We start from the raw sequence: 19,259 nt of genomic DNA on the forward strand, positions 1-19,259 counted from the left end.
TCGTGTTCCTTATTTCACAGCGCCGAAGGTCAGGCCGCGGACAAGTTGTTTCTGGCTGAACCAGCCAAGGATCAGGATTGGTGCAATCGCCATGGTCGAGGCCGCGCTGAGCTTAGCAAAGAACAGACCCTCGGGGCTGGAATAGCTGGCGATAAAGGCGGTCAGTGGCGCCGCATCGACAGCGGTCAGGTTGAGGGTCCAGAACGCCTCATTCCATGCCAGAATGAAGTTCAGCAGCACGGTTGAGGCGATGCCAGGGATGGCCATGGGGGTGAGGACATAGAGGATTTCCTCTTTCAACGTCGCACCGTCCATCCGCGCGGCTTCCAGAATTTCGCCCGGGATTTCGCGGAAGTAGGTGTAGAGCATCCAGACGATGATCGGCAGGTTGATCAGCATCAGGACCACCACCAGTCCTCCGCGGCTGTCCAGCAGGCCCAGCTGGATGAACAGCAGGTAGATCGGATAGAGAACGCCCACCGCAGGCAGCATCTTGGTGGACAGCATCCACAGCAGAATGTCCTTGGTGCGTTTCGAGGGCACAAAGGCCATCGCCCATGCCGCAGGGACGGCGATGATGACGCCCAGAATGGTTGAGCCGCCCGCGATGATGACCGAATTCCACAGGAACCGCATATAATCCGAGCGTTCCTGAACGATGGCGTAGTTCTCCAGCGTCCAGTCGAAATTCAGGAACAGGGGCGGGCTGGCAATCGCCTGCGCCTCGGTCTTGAAGCTGGTCAGGATGGTCCAGAGGATCGGGAAAAAGATCAGCAGACCAACGGCCCAGGCGAGGGCGGTGTTCAGCGTTTTGCGGCGGGTTGTGACAGCGCGGGCCATGGGTTTACCTCCTCACGCGTCCAGGTTCTTGCCGACGATGCGCATCAGGAAGATTGCAACGATATTGGCAAGGATAATGGCATAGACACCTCCGGCTGATCCGAGGCCGACATTCTGGCTTTCCAACACGCGCTGGAAGATCAGGTAGGTGAGTGTACGGGTGCCGAACGCGCCACCGGTGGTCACGAAAATCTCGGCGAAGATCGACAGAAGGAAGATCGTCTGGATCAGGATCACGATGGTAATCGCGCGGCTCAGATGCGGCAGGATAATGTGGTAAAAGCGTTTCAGCGGTGGCGCGCCATCCATCTCGGCGGCTTCCAGCTGTTCGCTGTCCAGCGACTGGATCGCGGTCAGCAGGATCAGCGTGGCAAAGGGCAGCCACTGCCATGATACGATCATGATGATCGAGGTCATGGATGCCTCAGACAACCACGAGATCGGCTCGGCCCCGAAAAAACGCCACAGATGGGCCAGCAGGCCGTTCACCGGGTCCATGAACATGTTCTTCCAGACCAGCGCGGATACGGTGGGCATCACGAAGAACGGGGCAATCACAAGGATACGAACAACACCTTGCCCCCACATCGGCTGATCCAGCAGCATTGCCAGCAAAACGCCCAGAACAACCGTTATGACCAGCACGCCTCCGACAATCAGCAGGGTTGCCTGTACAGCGGGCCAAAAGGTGCTGGATGAGACGAACCGGACGTAGTTGTCAAACCCGACCCAGCCCAGATCGCCACCGCGAAGCGGCAGGTATTTCTTGAAGGAGAAATACAGAGTCATCGTCAGCGGCACGAGCATCCAGCCGAGCAGCAGGACCACTGCGGGTGCCATCATCAGGCGGGCAACGGATCTGGAATGTTGGGTAGCCATGACGCAAGACCTCTCTGTTCAGGCATAACCTAGCCTGCGAGAAAAACGCGGAGTGTGGAAGTGGGGAGCAGGGGACAGATTGCCTGTCCCCCACTTGGGAGGATGCCTCAGTACCCTGCGGCTTCCATTTCTTCGGCGGTAAAGGCCTGTGCTTTGGCAAGCGCTTCCTCAACCGTTTGCTGTCCGGCATAGACCGCCGAGAATTCCTGACTCACCTGCGTGGCGATGCCTGCGAATTCCGGGATCGCAACAAACTGGATGCCGGTATAGGGCGTCGGTTGCGCGCAGCAGTTTTGCGGGTCGGCCAGAAGGATGGATTCCAGCGTCATTTTCGCGAACGGAATATCCTTGTAGTTGTCATTCTCATAGAGCGACGTCCGCGCGCCCGGAGGTACGTTGGCCCAGCCTTCGTTTTCGGCCACCAATTCTATGTAATCCTTCGAGGTCGCCCACTCGATGAACTGCTTGGCTGCATCCTCTTGCTGGGTCCCTGCCGGGATCGCCAAGGCCCAGGCCCAGAGCCAGTTTGCGCGCTTGTCTACGCCTTCCGAATTCGGTGCCAGTGCAAAGCCGACCTTGTCGGCCACGGTCGAGTCATTTGGGTTGGTCACGAAAGATGCCGCAACCGTCGCGTCGATCCACATGCCGCACTTGCCCTGCTGGAACAGTGACAGGTTCTCATTGAATCCGTTGGTCGCATAGCCCGCCGGGCCGGATTCACTCATCATATCGACGAAGAAGGTCAGCGCCTCTTTCCATTCGGGCTGATCAAACTGAGGCTTCCAGTCTTCATCAAACCAACGCGCACCGAAGGAATTACCGGTCACAGTGATGAAGGCCCCGCCTTCGCCCCAACCGGCCTTGCCGCGCAGGCAGATACCGTTGATGTCATTGTCCCGGTCAGTCATGGCCGCAGCCGCTTCGCGGATGAACTGCCATGTGGGGGCTTCGGGCATCTCCATGCCCGCCTTTTCCATAAGATCGGTGCGATACATGATCATCGAGCTTTCGCCATAGAACGGGGCAGCGTACAGCGTTCCTTCGTGGCTCAGCCCGCCGGCCATCGCAGGCAGAAGATCGTCAACGTCATATTCGGCGGACATCCCGTCCAGCGGCACCAACCAGCCATTTGCGCCCCAGATCGGCGTTTCGTACATGCCGATGGTCATGATGTCGAACTGGCCGCCCTTGGTGGTGATGTCCGTGGTCACGCGCTGACGCAGCACGTTTTCTTCCAGCGTCACCCATTCCACATCAATGCCGGTCGCCTCGGTGAATTTGTCGGTATAACCCTGCATCCGGATCATGTCGCCGTTGTTCACGGTCGCGATTGTTATGGATTGCGCATGGGCTGCTGCCGTGGCGACGAATGTCAACGCAGTCGCCGCACGAAGTGCGTGTTTCAAATACATCCCTGTCCTCCCTGAGCTTGGATGTGGTGCAGGGACCGTAAATGATATCTTGTCGCGCCGTCAATAAAAACTTTACGCGCGTTAATTTTTAGACTTAGGCAGACTCCCTTAAAACAAGCCGCGCCGGGAACAACGTTTCGGTGCGCTTATCAAATTTCCCACCACTTTCAATCAGTTCGAACAAAGCCTCCACACTGCGACCCGCCACATTGTCATAGTCATGCGCGGCCGTTGTCAGCGACGGACAGGTAAACTTAGAAAATGGATGATCATCGTTCGAGGCGACCCGCAACGAACAATTCGGCTGTCGGCCAACGCGAATCCCCATTTCGTAACTCGCGGCCAAAAAGCCGATGGCCAAACGATCATTGCTGCATAGGACCGTGTTGGTTTTTAGTATTTTCTGTTCAAGAACCTTTCGCGCACCTTGATGGCCAATCTCTTCAAACTTCCACCCTTCGCCGTCGATCCTGATGACATGAGGCTCGAATCCCAGGTTTTCCATAACCTCAATAAACGCGTGACGTCGCTTGTTGGCGTTTGGATTTGCAGGGGTTCGCATCTCGAAAAATGAGGGGGGTTCTCCGGTGCGGGTCAGATACTCGACCGTCTGGGACACAAAGCTGAAATTGTCCGAGCCGACAAAAGCCGCCCCGAGCCCTTCGAGGTTGCTGTCAAACAAAACGGTCGGAACATTGGTGCAGAACTTTTCGATCGCCGATCTGTCTGACGCGCGCCCCAATGGTGCCAACAAAACGCCTGCCGGCTTCATGGACCGCAGACTTTCGAGAATTTCGTTCTCCAGTTTTTGTTCGCCATGCGAGCTAAAAAGCGTGGGCCTGTAACCCGCCGCAATACAGGATTGTTCAAGATATCTGGCGATTTCGGCAAAAAACGGATCTGCCAGATAAGGCACGACAATCCCGACATTCTTTGTCAATTTCCGATTTTGGTTAATGGCATAGATATTCGGTCGATAGTCGAACCGTTCCAGAGCTTCTTCAATACGCGCGCGGGTACTGGCGCGAACACTGTCGGGATCGTGAAAATATTTGGAGACGGTCGGTCGCGAAATACCGCTGAGCGCCGCGAACTCCTCCATGTTTCTTATCTTGGTCATGGCCTCGGATGTGCGCGTGAATTTATCGTAACTTTACATAATATTTCCGCGCGGAAAAAATCAATCGTTATCCGTCAACCGCCAGACATCCTGCTCGCCAAAACCTCGGATTGGTTTGGCCCCCACATTCTCCAGGTCGAACTGATCTCTTAGGACCCGTGCGACTTCGTCCTGAACTGAAATCTCCATCGGCTCAGAAAACTCTTGAAGGCGGGACGCCAGGTTAACAGCGGGGCCGAATATATCGTAGACGTATTTTTGAATACCAACCACGGACCCAACGACCGAACCAGAGGCAAGCCCGATGCGGCAGCGCCATTGATGGGGATGGCTCAGGTTGCGGCGCGTCAGATAGCGGACAAAGCGGATGGCGGTATTGGCGATGGCCTTGGCGTGATCCGGTGTTGGATCAGGCAACCCTGCGACCGTGATATAAGCATCTCCGATCGTTTTGATCCGCTCGCAGCCAAATTGTTCGCCAATGCGGTCAAAGGCGCTGTAAATGTCATTCAGTTCGGTGACCGTGACACTCGGGTCTTGCGATGCAACCATGTCGGTAAACCCGACAAAGTCCAGCATCAGAACCGAGACCGGATCGTACAGTTGAGGTGTGACAACGCCGAATGTCTTGTATTCCTCGTAAACAGACCGCGGCATCAGGTTCAGCAGTAATTTTTCGACCTGCTCTTTTTCCCGCTTCAGTTCGCGCGTGTTCCGCTCAACCATCATCGAATAGGAATCTATCATCGACTCCAGCTCTTTGATACGGGTGATGTTTTGGCAAACCAGTACAAGGACGTCATCTTGCGCGACCGTGAAATCCAGCGCAATCACCATCGTTCTGCGTTTTTTCTTGAAGCTGATCTCGGAGGTGTGACGCCCGGTTTCGACAAGTCCAGCCTGCACCGTATTAATATCCAGATCAGGGAAAAGCTGCTGAAGATGGCCTGCGTTGTCTTCATTGCTGAACCATTCGTCAAACGTGTCGTTGCAAAACCCGAACTGTAACGTCTGACGGTCCAAAAGCGCCACGCCGACGCCTATGGCGCGGAGCAGCTGTTCATTGATGGCTTCGATAGTCATGATTTACCTAACGATCAGAGGACGGCGTTTTTCGAATTCTGCGACAACAGCATCGATATCTTCTGCCGCCACACTGTGTTTTTCCAACGCATCCTGAAGCACGGTCTCCAGTTCATCAAAATGGGCGTCCGTGATTTCAAGATGCGAATGAAGCTGACGCAACTGATTGTCTGTATAAGACGCAGGCCCCCCAAGAAGTGACGCAATGAACTTTGTCTGATGGTCGACCATCTTGGACATATCAACTTCGTCAAAGAACGGACCAACCTCGTCATTGTCCAGGAGGGTGTCATAGAACGAGATCACGATCTTGCTGATCTTGGAAAACCCGCCGTATTTTTCATAAAGTGTACGTTCGGCCATCATTAAACCCCCTCTAAAAACTGGTACCCTAAAAGCGTTATGAATGCCGCAACCACCGGTGTTCAACGCCCTGGGATTTGGGCATTATAGAGCGTTGAACACAAACTTCACCTTATCAGCGACGTTTTACAATAATCTCTGCATATTCGGACGCGATACACAGCGCGTCATTGGTCGAGATGTCGAACTTGTCGATCAGCGCAATGATATCGGCCTTCAAGGCCGCCTGCCCGTCCGCGTCCAGAGCACCAAAGGCCTTTTGCATGGGGCCATAGAAGGTCCGGAAGTATTCCAGAAAGTGCTCGGCTGACCGGTAGCGGAACATGAAATTTTTTCGCTGGAACGAAACAACGTCACACTGTGCGCCAAAGGTTTCATCAATCCAATCGCGGTTGCCCCACATAGCAGGCGAATTCACACCTGCAGGCGGCGGCACGTGCTTGCCGATGGCTTTGAACAGCAGCCCAATGAAACTCTCTGGCGTCCAGTTCGCCATTCCGATCTTGCCACCGGTTTTGACCATGCGCTGCAGTTCAGTGGCCGATTGCTGCTGGTTTGGTGTAAACATCACCCCGAAGGTCGAGACGACTGCGTCAAAGGACTGATCCGGGAACGGTAGGTTCTCGGCATCGGCGACCTTGTAGGTGACGAACAGACCTTCGGCCTTTGCGCGTCTTCCGCTGGCATCCAGCAGAGCCTCGACAAAATCGGTCGAGGTGACATCGCAAAAACGTCTGGCGAACGCCAGGGTGGCATTGCCGTTTCCGGCAGCGACATCAAGAACTTTGGCATTTGGCACCATATCCATGGCTTCGGCCAGTTCTTCCCCTGTAATTTGCAGAGTCACCCCGACCTTGCCGTAATCCCCGGATCCCCAGGCGGCATTCTGCTTGGCCTTGATGGCTGCAAAGTCGGTCGTTGTGTCGATGTTTTTTTGGAGTCCCATAGTCTTTAACCTCTTGGAGTTGTACCGGCCTCACACCCGGCGGTTTCATCGAATTTCGACAGGTTACGCGGCTTCCTGATCAGGCCAGCTGACATTGGCGGCGGACCGTTCAACGCTGGCCACATGCTCGAAGATTCTCGAGTTGACCCATTCAGGTTGCGAAATCGGTGCCATATGCCCTAGCTCGGGAAGCAGCGCGATCCGTGCGTTGGGCAGCGCTTGGGCGATCGCCCCTGATACGTGCTGCGTGATTTCCGGCGATTCCAGCCCTGTCATCACCAGCGACGGGATATCGAGCCCGGACAAATCCTTCAGTTCCCAGTCTTCCGCCAACCCGTTGGCGAAATCGGCCTTCACGGAGGCAAGCATGCCCGCAAACCGATGCTTGGCTGCTGTTGGAAGCGCGTCCCAAAATCCTTCTTCGTTCCAGAAGTCCAGAAAGCGCTTCAGGCCTGTAAACGGATCACCTTTTTCGACCGCCGCAGCCACCACATCGGACAAGGTTTGGATTTGCTTGAACATCGGGTTTTCCTGCGCGAGGAAATGGAAGGACGCAGGTTCATAAACTGTCAGGCTTTTGACAAGGTCAGGGCGCATCAAGGCAACCTTGATCGCAATCCCGCCACCGTTCGAGTGGCCCACCAAGTGCACAGCCTGCCCCAGCGCTTCAATTTCCCGAATAACCGGCACTGCCGAAATGGCCGTTCCTGTCTGCGAAGTGTCACCAACCAAAGGCGTGCGCCCGTAACCGGGAAGGTCAATGGCGTGAACATCAAAACGCCCCTCGAGATCTGCGATCAGCTGGGCCCATTGTCCGCCACTGGATGCAGAAGAATGCAATGCAACAATAGGCGCATTGGAAACGTCGGAAGATCTAAATGGAATAGTCATCGTTCTTACCCATTTGCGTTTGGAATAGGCAAAAACTGACCGTTATTTGTTTCAAAGAAATTTCGCAAAGCGGTGTGACGTGTTTCATTTGTACTATGTGAAATGGGTCACTTAATGGCGTAAACATATAAAAAATAGAGGATAAATCGCCTCGGATGATTATTGAATTCTCAAGTCAGAAACAATTGAAACCTACGGCTTCGGTTCTGGCCTCCTTTATTACGCTTAAGAACTTTGACGCAGCCCCCAGAAATCAGGCCACAGAGGAGTTATTCGTCAGACTTCGTGTCTGACGACCACGACAGCGGCCAGCAGTTCCGAATGTAGTCCACCGTGAATGACTACACGCGCGAGACGTTGGCAACTGTCGTGGATCGAACATTGTCGGGTGAGAGGACTGGATGAGCTTACGGGCAGGCGTGGGTCGAAGTCTTCTGACATGGCTCGTTGAAGACCAAACAGTGTGAAACCAACTCAAAACAAAGCTATTCGAAGTTTTAGAACCGTTTGCTTTTCTGGCTTCACCGGAAATGCCAACCGATTTTCAGTCAAATAGGTTGAAAACACTCAACCTCTTTGCTGCAACATCCAATTCCAACTCGTCTTGCACATATCATCAAGCCCTCGCGAAGCCTTGAAACCCAGAAGTTGATTTGCATGAGTGGGGTCGGCAACAACAGAATCCACATCCCCCGGACGGCGAGGCATTAACCTGTAAGGTAGCTCTCGCCGACATGCCTTTTGGTACGCTTCATGCATTTCAAGAACCGAATATCCTCGTCCGGTGCCAAGGTTGGCTATATGACTTCCAGTACCCTCCAGAAGTTCCGCAAGTGAAAGCACGTGCCCCTCAGCCAAGTCCATCACATGAATGTAGTCTCGCACTCCAGTTCCGTCGGGCGTATCATAATCTGTTCCGAAGACGCGGAGATGGGGCAGATCACCCGTGGCAACCCTTGCTATGTAAGGCATCAGATTATCCGGTGTGCCTTTCGTCGATTCTCCGATTAACGCCGAGTCATGAGCACCTACAGGATTAAAGTACCGCAAAACGCCAATTTTCCACCTAGGGTCGAATTTCTGTAGATCTGCAAGCAGTTCTTCACTGACCAGCTTCGTAAAACCATAAGGGTTAGTGGAACTAAGCGGCGCGCTTTCCTTGACTGGCAAGATGTCGGGAATGCCATAAACCGTTGCCGATGAGGAAAAAACGAGGTTGAAGACCCCCGCAGTTCGCATTTCATTTAGCAGAGAGATCAATCCAGAAACGTTATTGTCGTAATATTCGACTGGCATTCGGGTCGACTCGGCAACCGACTTCTTCGCAGCAAAGTGTATGACAGCATCTATTGTGTGCGTCTTGAAAATTCGACGTATTGCGGCTCGATCTAAAAGGTCGTCTGCAAAGAACGTAACTTGCCCGCCTGTCAGTTTCTCCAATCGCTGGGGCACGTCCGCAAGCGCATTCGAAAAGTTGTCGACAATAACAACTCCATAGCCCGCCTCTACCAGAGCGGCGTATGTGTGAGAGCCGATATAGCCCGCACCTCCGGTTAATAGAACGGTGGGCTTCATATCTGCGTCTGCTCCGATCGATTTAACTCTTCGCTCATCACCCAATTGTTTTTTTAATTTTTCGCTTCAAAGACCAAAGCATGTACTTTTTTCTTTTGCCAGAGAGTCCTTTAGCGCCCTTCTTGAAGCTTCGGAGCATCGCTCTGGCACGGCGCACATCGTTCGTTTCCTCGAAATGCTGAATAGAATTTGACACCACCTCGCCAAATTGGTAGGCGAGTTGAGGTGTTGAAACCAGTCTTGTCTCTTCTGAAACATCCGCGGTGCCTAAAAAATTCTGTAGTGCATACGCCAATGCCACAGGGTCGTAGATTCCGGCGGCTTTATTACGTTCAATCAGGGTATTGGCCCAATTGCTGTATGCTAACAACTCGTCCTCCCGAAATCCACGATAGTTCGACGAAATAGCCTCAATAAACTTCATATCGGTCTGCGACAACTCTCCAACGAGATGACTGAAGTTTTTCTCGATCACAAATGCTCTGGTTGCCGTTTGAATGCCCTCTCTTTGAGAGGTTATCGAGCCCTCGTGTTTGCGATAGTAAACGACAGGAATTGGCAGAACGTGGCCCTTCGAAGCACTATTTGCTGCCATGTTCCGACTGACCCAATCGAAGTCAACGCCGGCTGCCAAACTCTCATCAAATGGCTCGAGAAAAAACCTACGCCGAAACGCGTAACTCGGAAAACGGCCTGCCATGCCTGCCAGCAATCGTGTTCTCAGATCGTAAAAGTTCTTGTCTCTCGGTCTGGAACCTATGTTATTTAGGCAATCCTCACCAAATGTAGAGAACGAGACCACGTCAGCATCCGGAAAGGCATCAAAATACTTCAATGTCAGACTCAGCCTGTCCGGAGCACTAATATCATCGAAATCGGCAACGACAAAAATGTCGCCCGTGCCTGCATGAAACGCTGTATTTAGCGCAGCAGACCGTCCTTTTCCGCCGCCGTCTACAACGACAAAGCGGTTGTCATCATTTGCCAACTCACGAATTTTCGCAAGTGTTTCATCGGTGGACCCATCATCAACGATGACAACTTCGTAGTTGGAATAGTCTTGGGTTGTCCATGATAGTGCATAATCATCCAACCAACGCTCACCATTCCTGACCGTGGTGACAACCGTGATTTTGCGAGACTTCCCGTCGGAAGTAGCCGCCGCAAGTTTGTTGTCTATTGCAGCGCCGGCCGCAGTCGCCTCGGGAAGGTGACCCTGCTTGCGTAGCATGCCGTGAAGACCGAAACAGTCCGGGGTTACCGTCTCCACATAGCGTTTCAAGGCCGCGTATCTTTGTTTCTTTTCTTCTAGATGCGCTTCGCCTTTTGAGTAGTCGTGCAAAAGTACCGCGTTCGGCTCGTACACAAACCCCCGTGGACCATAAAATCGCCACATCCGGGCGCAGAGCTCGACACCTTCGTGACCGGCTAGAACGGGATCAAATCCATCGTGCCGCAAGAAATCTGCTCGGAGCACGCAAGATACGCCCTCACCGTTCAAAAACGAGAGGCTGCGAAAATCTCCCAGATCGTAGTTGCTGGGTGCCGAGTCCAAATCCAGCGTTAGCGGCCTGATTCTGCCCCGAACCATAGGCGCGCCTGTTTCACGGGCACAACAAAGCAGGTTTTCAATACAACCTTCTTCGACGAGCCCGTCATCGTCCAGAAATATCAACCACTTGCCACGGGCAATTCGTGCACCGATGTTACGGCCCATACTACAGCCAACAACAAACGGTGTATCTATGTTTTGAAAAGCACCAAAAAACCGTTGAGCACGGGCTTTGAGATTATCGTTGCCATTGCTGACAAGAATTAGTTCTAGGTCATCGCGAAATTGGTTTGACACCCTTTCCAGGGCTTCACCTATCCGTTCATTGTCTTTGTGGCTCAATATCACAACCGAAGCGGTAATTTCTTGGTCCGGTCTATCATCGTCTCCAACACGCTCAACATTGCATTCTGCCAAAAGATTTGCTTCCACATGTCGTAATTTTCTTTGAGCGTCGAGATAGCGACCTTCGGCGAAGCTTGTTTGTGCCTGCGAAAAATTCTTTTCCAAGGTATCGAGCAATTTATCTCTCCTGGACGCAACGGGTTTTTGGGCCCGTCTCCGTGTCTTAAAATCGTGCACCACACAACTCAATTGAGTAGTAAGGTCAAGGACAAATTTCCAGGACATAGCCGTGGTGACCGCCGCCACCCAACCCCTGACGATACGGCGTGGCGGCTTGCCATAATAGGATGTCTGGTCTTGGTTCCTTGCACCAGAATTGTTGGTTTGACAGGATTTGGACGGCCCGTTTCCTTTTTCTCCCTCAGAAATCAGGAACATCCGATATTTGTCTGACTGCGGCCGAACAGCTGGCAACGTGCGGTTGCATACAGCATCCTTTTAACCACACTACGTCTACAGACCTGACAGGTGGTTTCTTGCTTTTTCGTCAATCAACAGCACGTGGCGCATGACAAATGTATCCAGACCGCTTTGAGCCAAGACGAATTCCCTTTTCTCCAAGTCGCGACACGACACTGTAAAGTTACCTATCACCATGATCTTCATAATCTCCGGAGTCGGGACGACTCTGCTGCCGCCAACGGCGGTGGCGCTGACGGCGATAATGCGTTGAACTTCATGGGACCGCTTCGCTCGAACGGTTTTTTCTGAAAGTGCTTGGATAAAATTGGTTGAGGATATCACTGGTGACCGTGGATCAGCCGGGGTTTCTCTCAAGATGTCCAAAGCAGAGGCTACGGAACCATGGCCCGACGTGATCCGGTCCAGAAGAGCTGCATTCATGAGATGACCTTCAACGATGGACGGCCGCCGCGATCTACACGCTCTGCCTTTGGTCAAACGATATTCGAACGCTCCTGGCGAGCGCAGAGGAAGGAGTGTTTCAGCACTGACCCGGGCATGGTGCCTGAAACAACCGACGCCCGGAGCAGCCGGTTGTGATGCGCGGTCCATAAGTTCCGTGCATTGGGCAATTTTGGCCCCCGTCAGGGTACTTGTCCAGCGACCTGTCGTTCGTAATCCACGGCATCGAACCAACCCAGTGAATTGGTGATGCGACATTTTTCGTCCAGTTCCCATTCTTCCCAGCCGCTGGCCTTCACGAGATTACCGGTATCCGCGTGATGCCCTTCAAGCGTCCAACCAAAGATCGCATGGCCCCCGGCAAGTCGCACAAAGTCCCTTGTCAGTTTCAAGTCGGGGAAAGAGGCCATGAACCCACCAGCCATGGCGATCATAGCATCGCGTCCGAATTGGTTCTCTCCGCGATTGATCGTGATACCCTTATCAGGAGCATAGTGATCAGCCACGGCCTCGGGGTTGCCTGAGTTCCATGCCGTAGTATAAGTCTCGGTCATTTTCTCGAACAATTTTATATCCAATCGCATTCCATCTTTCCGATCTGCAAATTCCGAAACAGCCTAGTTGGCATACCACTTACATGTCCACCAGCCGGTGATTTCCTTCAGGTGTCATCAATTCGGACATTTCAACCTCTGGGGAATACTCGTTGCCCAATTCGTGCTTATCGGAAACACTACAAATACAGCACGATCGCAAAGGGCCACGAAACTCATGTCCGATCTCGCCGAATGGCTGACACGAAATAGGCTCCTTAAACTGGAACCGGTTTTGGTTGAAAATGAGATCGATCTTGATGTCCTTTTTGACCTGACGGATGAGGATTTGCGTGAGATCGGCCTCTCAATGGGTGCGCGTAAACGGCTCCGTACAGCTATTGAGGCCAATGAACCCGATCAAGCCAAGTCCGACAAACCAAGTGTGCCCGAGATCAAACGCGAAGCCGAGCGTCGCCATCTGACGACGTTGTTCGTCGATCTTGCCGGCTCGACGGCACTCTCGGCACGGCTGGATCCTGAAGACATGGGCGAGATGATCAAGCGCTATCAAAATACCGTGGCGGGCATCGTCACTCGCTATGAAGGAAATGTGGCGAAATACATGGGTGACGGCGTCCTGTGCTATTTTGGCTGGCCTGTGGCGCATGAAGACGACGCCGAACGTGCTGTGCGATCAGCGTTGGAAATTGCGACGTCGATCAGCGAAATGCAATCGCCAGATGGGCAGACCCTGTCTGTGCGGGCCGGAGTGGCGACGGGCATGGTGGTTGTTGGTGACCTCATCGGTGAAGGGGCGTCACGGGAAGAAACCGTTGTTGGAGATACGCCAAACCTTGCCGCGCGTCTTCAGGCATTGGCAGAACCGGGACAGGTTCTGGTTCCGGAAGCGACGAAGCTGCTGATCAAAGACACGTTCGAACTGGAAGAGTTGGGTCGCTTTAACATTAAGGGTTTGGATACGCCGGTGCCAGCGTGGAGGGTCGGAAGCGAGCGCAGTCTAGAGAGCCGGTTCGAGACTGAGGACCTCAATCCTGTCCTACCTATGGTAGGTCGCAGTCACGAACTGGGACTAATCATGGAGCGCTGGCAACGCGCAATTTCCGGAGAAGGTCAAGTCGCAGTGCTGATCGGTGAAGCGGGCATCGGCAAGTCCAGACTGACACGTGCCGTTATTGACGCAACCGCGGCGCAGGATCACTTCCGGATGAATTATCACTGCTCGCCCTACCATACGGATTCGAGTTTCTACCCGGTCATCCAGCAACTGTTACACGCCATGAAAGACCTGGAAACCGACACGACAGACCAAAGGACCGCGAAGCTTCGCCAGCAACTTCGCGCCGCTGATCCAGCGATCATTGCTGAGCTTCTTCAGATTGAACCGAGACCAACTGCCGAAAAACCCGATCTGACACCACAGCAGCTTCGGGTCAGGATCATGGAAGAAACATCGGCAGAATTGCAGGCGCTTTCACGAGAAAAACCGGTTCTTCTTGTCGTGGAAGACGCACATTGGTGCGATGCCTCGACACTCGCGATGCTCGAGGCGTGTCTGGATCGGATTGCGACCGAACGGGTCATGATCCTGATTACAGGAAGGCCGACATTCCAGCACGCGTTTGGAGGTCATCCAATCGTATCCAAGCTTACGTTGAACCGGTTGGGATCAGAGCAGATCCAAGCCATTCTCACCAAGATATCGGGCGGGAAATCGCTTCCCGACGAATTGATCAAGGAAATCGTCCACCGAACCGACGGCGTGCCACTGTTTGTAGAGGAGTTGACAAAAACCATATTGGAATCGGGCGACCTGATTGAAACCGAAGACTGCTTTCAGCTGGCCGGCCCCATTGATCGGGTGACCATCCCGGCGACCTTGCATGACTCCCTCATGGCCCGAATTGACCGCCTTCAACCAGTGAAGGAAATTGCGCAGATGGCCGCTTGCATCGGGAGAAGTTTCGACTGTGTGTCATTGGCAAAGATCGCTCGGGTTGATGATTTGACGCTCAACGATGCACTGGAACAGCTTGAGCGCAGCGAGCTGGTGTTTCGACGGGGGATACCTCCGGACGCAACATATGTCTTTAAGCACGCCTTGGTTCGGGATGTCGCCTATGAAAGCCTGCTGAAACGTCGACGGCTCGAAATCCACCACAGACTGACTGAACTGTTCGAGGCCGACCCGACCGCGCCTCCGGAGTTGGTTGCATATCATGCGACTGAGGCCGGGTTGATGGAAAAGGCCGTTACCTTGTGGGGCGAGGCCGCCAGAAAAGCTCAGGCCCGACCGGCTTATGTTGAAGCAAGCAATCATCTGAGAAATGCCCTTTCGCTGGTTGCGGATTTGCTGGACAAACCGGTATGGCGCGAACGAGAGTTGGCGCTTCTGGTACAACTCGCCCAAGTGCATATCGCCAAGGACGGCTATGCATCAGCGGAAGCCAGCGAGTCATTCTCACGAGCGTTGGAACGGATTGAGGCGACCACGGATCCCGAACTCAAGGTCGCAATCTACTATGGGACCTGGATCGCACCTTACATCGGCAACGATCTGAACAAAGCGTTCAATCTGGTTTCAAGACTTGTCGATGACATGGCGAATGAACCTGACCCGATTCCAAAGCTGATCTCGCGCCGGATGCGGGCCGCGACCCTGATCGCCAAAGGCTTCTCTGCCGAAGCTCTTCAGGATCTTGAAACCGCATACGAGCTTTATCAGTCGGCCGAGATCGTGGATTTTTCGACCAAGTTCGCACAGGATCCGGGTGTTCAAATCTGGTGTTACATGCTCCTTGCGCAATGGATGTGCGGCGACGCAGATACGGCGCAACAGACCTGCGACAAGGCCCTTGCCCGCGCTCGCGAGCTCAAACATGCGAACACCATTTGTTATGCGGGTCTGCACGCAGTCACTCTGTCGATCTGGAATGGCGACATAGAAAGCGCGACCGAGATCAATGAGGAAATGCGTCAGGTATCGGATGAACACGACATGGAATTATGGAAGGACTTTGTTTCTATTCATGACGCTGTCCTGGCTTGTATGACGGATATGCCTGGCGCGGCCCATCAGTTGGACAAGGCCCTGGAAGAGTACCGCGCAAAAGGGTGCTGGCTCTGGGTAACGCTCTATTTGGCCGAACAGGCGAAAGCCCTGCTCAGGGCCGGTGATCCTGACGCAGCCCACCAAGCAGTGGATCGTGCGTTGCGAGAACAGGATATCACAGGAGAACATTGGGCTGAGGCTGAGTTGCTCCGTATCAAAGGAAAAATCAGAGCAGCACGGGGCGATTCCGAGTCAGCGATTGCCGCTTTTGACCAGGCTATCGCAGTTGCGCGGGCACAAAAGGCCCAAATGTTGACCGAGCGCACGTTTCGTTCAAAACACGCTCTCTGCGACGCAAGCACTTGAGCGCGCGGATACCTGGCGTGCATCTTGATGCAGAACTCTCCTTTTAAATGGTTGAACTTCGCAGCAAACCAATAGTTCCGAGAGATACGACGCCCCAATAAATCGGATAATCTCCCACCTACAGACCCGTCGCTTCGAACTCTCGTTGCGATCACTCAATTCGAGCAAAATCGAACTTTCAGTCCCCGGATCAACGAGTTATTGGCAATTTCCACAGGTCTTTGACCACATACTGAATGGCTTCCGGATGCCTTTGCAACGTCTTTGCGGGTTTCAAAGCGCGTACAGGGAGCGAATTGGACCTATCGAGCTTTGAGGCCGCTCCTGTCGCTCTCTTTGGCAGCCATTCTTTCGCAGGCAAGGGTCTTTTCCAACCGAAAGGTGAATGCCCGCGTCGTGGATTTTAGAACCCATTGATGTGTTCGAATATGGCAACCCTCAGAGCCTCGCACGCGCTACCTCCGACACGACAAGAGGCTGGTCGGGGGCCTGTGTTACCGACGGATCATATGGCTTGCGGGCAAAAACTTCGTGGACCATGGGCGCGAAGAAAGACAAGGGCAACGTGTCATAATCGGGGTCGAAACTGGCCTGGTCCCACCGTTCGCAAAACTCGGCGCAATCGTCGAAATATTTATGACCACGATGACGCTCGCGTTTGTTCTGGTCGAAACCCTCCAGGTGATGACCGTAATAGAGCATCTGGAAGTCGCCATGTGTTTCCACACACCAGCGGCATTGCTCTCGAACGAACGGTTTCAGGATGGTGGCTGCATATTCATCGTGGTTATAGGGCGCGAAGATGTCACCAATGTCGTGCAACAGTGCGGACACAACCCAGTCGATATCTGCGCCGTCGCGCCACGCTCGGGTCGCGGATTGCACCGAATGGCCAAGCCGCGTGATCTGGTAGCCCGAAAGGCTTTCATCGAGATGTTCCAACGCATGCAAAAGCCGATCCGCAGTGCCTTTCGTATACTCAATTTCATGCGTGTTCAGGAATTCATATTCTTCCTTAGTGCCGTCTTTCATCTGAGTGAAATTCACACGCTCCATCTCGGGCCTTCCCTTTTTCACTGAGTCATCTTCACGTTAGCAACACAGGTGTCCTGACGCCAATAGGGCGATCGGATCAGTGCCGGTCAAGAACCCGGTATTGCAACTTCGTACACATTTGAGTGGCATAGTTTGCCTTTAAAGGAGTTGCGCGCGACCAAAACGGGTCTGCGTATATCATCGCAACTCAGCCTCGGTATTGCCTCCATCGACTGTCACCACATGACCCGTCGTCCGTTCCATGCGTGCCAGATTGACAAAACCGTCAGCGACATGGCGCGCCTCGACCTCGCGACCCAGAAGGTTGCCGCCCATATAGGTATCCGTGCTGACCCCACGCGCAGCGGCACGTTCCTTGATAAAGTCGTCAGTCAACAGGCCGGACCGGATACGGTCGGCGTTCATGCCATTAACTCGGATGCCTGAGCCCGCAAGCTCTAGCGTCAATTGCCGCATCAGGAACATGGTCGCCGCCTTGGGCGTCCCGTAGGCCCCAAAATTCTTGCCCGGGTTCACCGCCTGTTTCGAGATATTGAACAGAATCTGCCCGCCACGCCCCTGCGCTTGCATCAATCGAGCGGCAGCAGAGGCAAAACTCTTGTGAGCGAAAAAATTTAACTCGAACGCCTGCCGAAAGGCAGCGTCGTCCAAATCCAGCAACGCACCGCTGGTGGCCGCGCCCGCGTTCGAGATCAGTATGTCCAGCCCGCCAAACGCAAGGATAGCCGCGTTCATCGCCCGATCAGCCGCACCCTCAGAGGTGATGTCATCGGCATGTGTTGCATGCCACCGGCCCAAACTGTCCTGCGCCTTGTTCAGCGCGTCTTGATTCATGTCTACCAGCAGCACGTTTGCACCCCCGGCTGCAAACGCTTGTGCCGTGGCCAGGCCGATGGCGCCTGCGCCGCCGGTGACCATGACAACCTTGCCCTGAAACGACGGCGGTGAACCTTTTCCAAGTTTTGCCTGTTCCAGCGACCAGTATTCGCAGTCGAACATGTCCTTTTCGCTGATCGGGTAAAAGCCGCCCGCGTCCTCACCAACCGCGCGCACGCGGATGTTCTGTTCGGCCAGATCGGCGGCGGCGGCGGCCGCTTTGGCGTTGCCGCCCATGCCAACAATTCCAATCCCTTCGATCCAGGCGTGTTTCGGGTCGGGCCTCAGCAACGTTTTAGGCTCTTTGGCATGCGGGGCCTGACGTTGGAAATACGCTCGGTAATCATCAGCGAAAGCTTCAACCTTGGCCTTGATGGACGCGCGGCTGACCAGATCCGAGCGACGCAGCACAAGCGGACGGCCCTTGGTGCGGATAACGTGATCGGGCGACGCCATCCCGCGTGTTGCCAACGCATCCAAATCCGACCGCGCCATGAAGGCATGGGTGTGATCACCATTGCGAAGATCAAAAACAGGCATCGCGCCGTCACGATCCGCGTTCACCTCGGCAATCACGCCACGCAGGACAGGCAATACCCCAAGCCCTTCTGCAGCACGGCGACCTCCGATCGGAGTGGGTTGGGTCAGGCCCAGATAAGCGGCAACCTCGTTCGTGTGGCTGACAATCTTGTCGTAGCTTTCCCGGGCTGTGTCACCAAACGCGAAATGACCGTGCTGCAGCAGCAACAGGCCTTCGACATCCGGATTTGCATCGTAGACATCCGCCGCCGCCTTAGCCAGATCGAACCCGGGCATGATGTAAGGCACAATCCCAAGACGTTCACCGAAGATTTCGCGGCAGACCTCGGCGGCGTTGGGCAAATCAGCCAGGATCAGAAAGGGTGTGGCATGGGTATGATCCACGTATTTGTGCGGCAGGAACGCATGTAGCAGCGTTTCAACCGACGGGTTCGGCGATGCCGAACTCAGCAGGTTCGAGCGCTGGTAATCGACCATATCCTCGTCGGACAACGTGTCGAGGACCCGTGCCTTCAACAAGGGATCGAGCCAAACACCCGGCAGCCCCGGTGCCTCAATCGTATCCAGATCCCATCCCGAGCCCTTGACATGCAAGACCCGTTGCATTTGCCCAAAGAGATCAGAGCGTTCCAGTTTGACCGAGGTATTGCCGCCGCCATGCATCAACAGATCGGGGTTTTGGCCAATGAGGCGCGACGTATAAACCCGCTCGGCCAATTCCTGATCGGCCGGGTCGTCACCCGCCGCCGCACGCCATTCTGCGGCCTTCGCTGCGTCATACCGGTTTTCGATCATGCCAAAATATCCTTGTTCTGCCCGACGTCGGTCGGGATACATGCAAAACGACAAAAGAGCGCCCGTTTGCTTGGATTTCAGCACGTTTAC

The 19,259-nt window shown here is 54.1% G+C and carries 15 protein-coding genes; 1 reads left to right on the top strand and 14 read right to left on the bottom strand.

Annotated elements, in window-relative coordinates; translation table 11 throughout:
* Positions 1-9 precede the first annotated feature (9 nt).
* The 12 genes from ACR0K4_RS17935 to ACR0K4_RS17990 all read right to left on the bottom strand — a co-directional run bounded on the left by ACR0K4_RS17935 (position 10) and on the right by ACR0K4_RS17990 (position 12,514).
* Complete coding sequence (locus ACR0K4_RS17935; RefSeq protein ID WP_480855069.1) at positions 10-840, bottom strand: carbohydrate ABC transporter permease; 831 nt, start codon at positions 838-840, stop codon at positions 10-12.
* A 12-nt stretch (positions 841-852) separates the two neighbouring features.
* The gene (locus tag ACR0K4_RS17940) at positions 853-1,719 is read right to left on the bottom strand and encodes a carbohydrate ABC transporter permease (protein ID WP_170712197.1); all 867 of its coding nucleotides are present in this window, start codon (positions 1,717-1,719) and stop codon (positions 853-855) included.
* Positions 1,720-1,826: 107 nt separating this feature from the next.
* Positions 1,827-3,131, bottom strand: coding sequence for an ABC transporter substrate-binding protein (locus ACR0K4_RS17945; RefSeq protein WP_480855070.1), 1,305 nt, complete (start codon positions 3,129-3,131; stop codon positions 1,827-1,829).
* 94 nt (positions 3,132-3,225) lie between these two features.
* On the bottom strand, positions 3,226-4,251 hold the full coding sequence (locus ACR0K4_RS17950) for a LacI family DNA-binding transcriptional regulator (protein ID WP_480855071.1): 1,026 nt from the start codon (positions 4,249-4,251) through the stop codon (positions 3,226-3,228).
* Between the two features lie 60 nt (positions 4,252-4,311).
* Positions 4,312-5,334 carry an adenylate/guanylate cyclase domain-containing protein gene (locus ACR0K4_RS17955; protein WP_480855072.1) on the bottom strand — a complete coding sequence of 341 codons (1,023 nt, stop codon included), beginning with the start codon at positions 5,332-5,334 and terminating at the stop codon, positions 4,312-4,314.
* Between the two features lie 3 nt (positions 5,335-5,337).
* The gene (locus tag ACR0K4_RS17960; protein WP_480855073.1) at positions 5,338-5,697 is read right to left on the bottom strand and encodes a group I truncated hemoglobin; all 360 of its coding nucleotides are present in this window, start codon (positions 5,695-5,697) and stop codon (positions 5,338-5,340) included.
* Between the two features lie 115 nt (positions 5,698-5,812).
* Positions 5,813-6,643 (bottom strand): class I SAM-dependent methyltransferase, encoded by an 831-nt coding sequence (locus tag ACR0K4_RS17965; protein ID WP_480855074.1) that lies wholly within the window; start codon positions 6,641-6,643, stop codon positions 5,813-5,815.
* Positions 6,644-6,706: 63 nt separating this feature from the next.
* Positions 6,707-7,534, bottom strand: a complete 828-nt coding sequence (locus ACR0K4_RS17970; RefSeq protein WP_480855075.1) for an alpha/beta fold hydrolase — start codon at positions 7,532-7,534, stop codon at positions 6,707-6,709.
* 567 nt (positions 7,535-8,101) lie between these two features.
* Positions 8,102-9,109, bottom strand: a complete 1,008-nt coding sequence (gene galE / locus ACR0K4_RS17975; protein ID WP_480521826.1) for a UDP-glucose 4-epimerase GalE — start codon at positions 9,107-9,109, stop codon at positions 8,102-8,104.
* A 37-nt stretch (positions 9,110-9,146) separates the two neighbouring features.
* Entirely contained in the window at positions 9,147-11,444 is a 2,298-nt protein-coding gene (locus ACR0K4_RS17980; RefSeq protein ID WP_480855076.1) for a glycosyltransferase, read from the bottom strand.
* 75 nt (positions 11,445-11,519) lie between these two features.
* On the bottom strand, positions 11,520-11,909 hold the full coding sequence (locus ACR0K4_RS17985) for a hypothetical protein (protein WP_480855077.1): 390 nt from the start codon (positions 11,907-11,909) through the stop codon (positions 11,520-11,522).
* Positions 11,910-12,112: 203 nt separating this feature from the next.
* Positions 12,113-12,514, bottom strand: coding sequence for a DUF1348 family protein (locus tag ACR0K4_RS17990; RefSeq protein ID WP_480521829.1), 402 nt, complete (start codon positions 12,512-12,514; stop codon positions 12,113-12,115).
* Positions 12,515-12,701: 187 nt separating this feature from the next.
* Between ACR0K4_RS17990 and ACR0K4_RS17995 the strand changes: the two genes are divergently transcribed.
* Positions 12,702-15,902, top strand: coding sequence for an ATP-binding protein (locus ACR0K4_RS17995; RefSeq protein WP_480521830.1), 3,201 nt, complete (start codon positions 12,702-12,704; stop codon positions 15,900-15,902).
* Positions 15,903-16,340: 438 nt separating this feature from the next.
* Here ACR0K4_RS17995 and ACR0K4_RS18000 read toward each other — a convergent pair whose 3' ends face one another.
* Positions 16,341-16,958, bottom strand: coding sequence for an HD domain-containing protein (locus ACR0K4_RS18000; RefSeq protein WP_480521892.1), 618 nt, complete (start codon positions 16,956-16,958; stop codon positions 16,341-16,343).
* A 177-nt stretch (positions 16,959-17,135) separates the two neighbouring features.
* Complete coding sequence (locus ACR0K4_RS18005; RefSeq protein ID WP_480855078.1) at positions 17,136-19,169, bottom strand: bifunctional aldolase/short-chain dehydrogenase; 2,034 nt, start codon at positions 19,167-19,169, stop codon at positions 17,136-17,138.
* Positions 19,170-19,259: the final 90 nt, after the last annotated feature.

This window comes from Ruegeria sp. K11 (assembly GCF_056531905.1).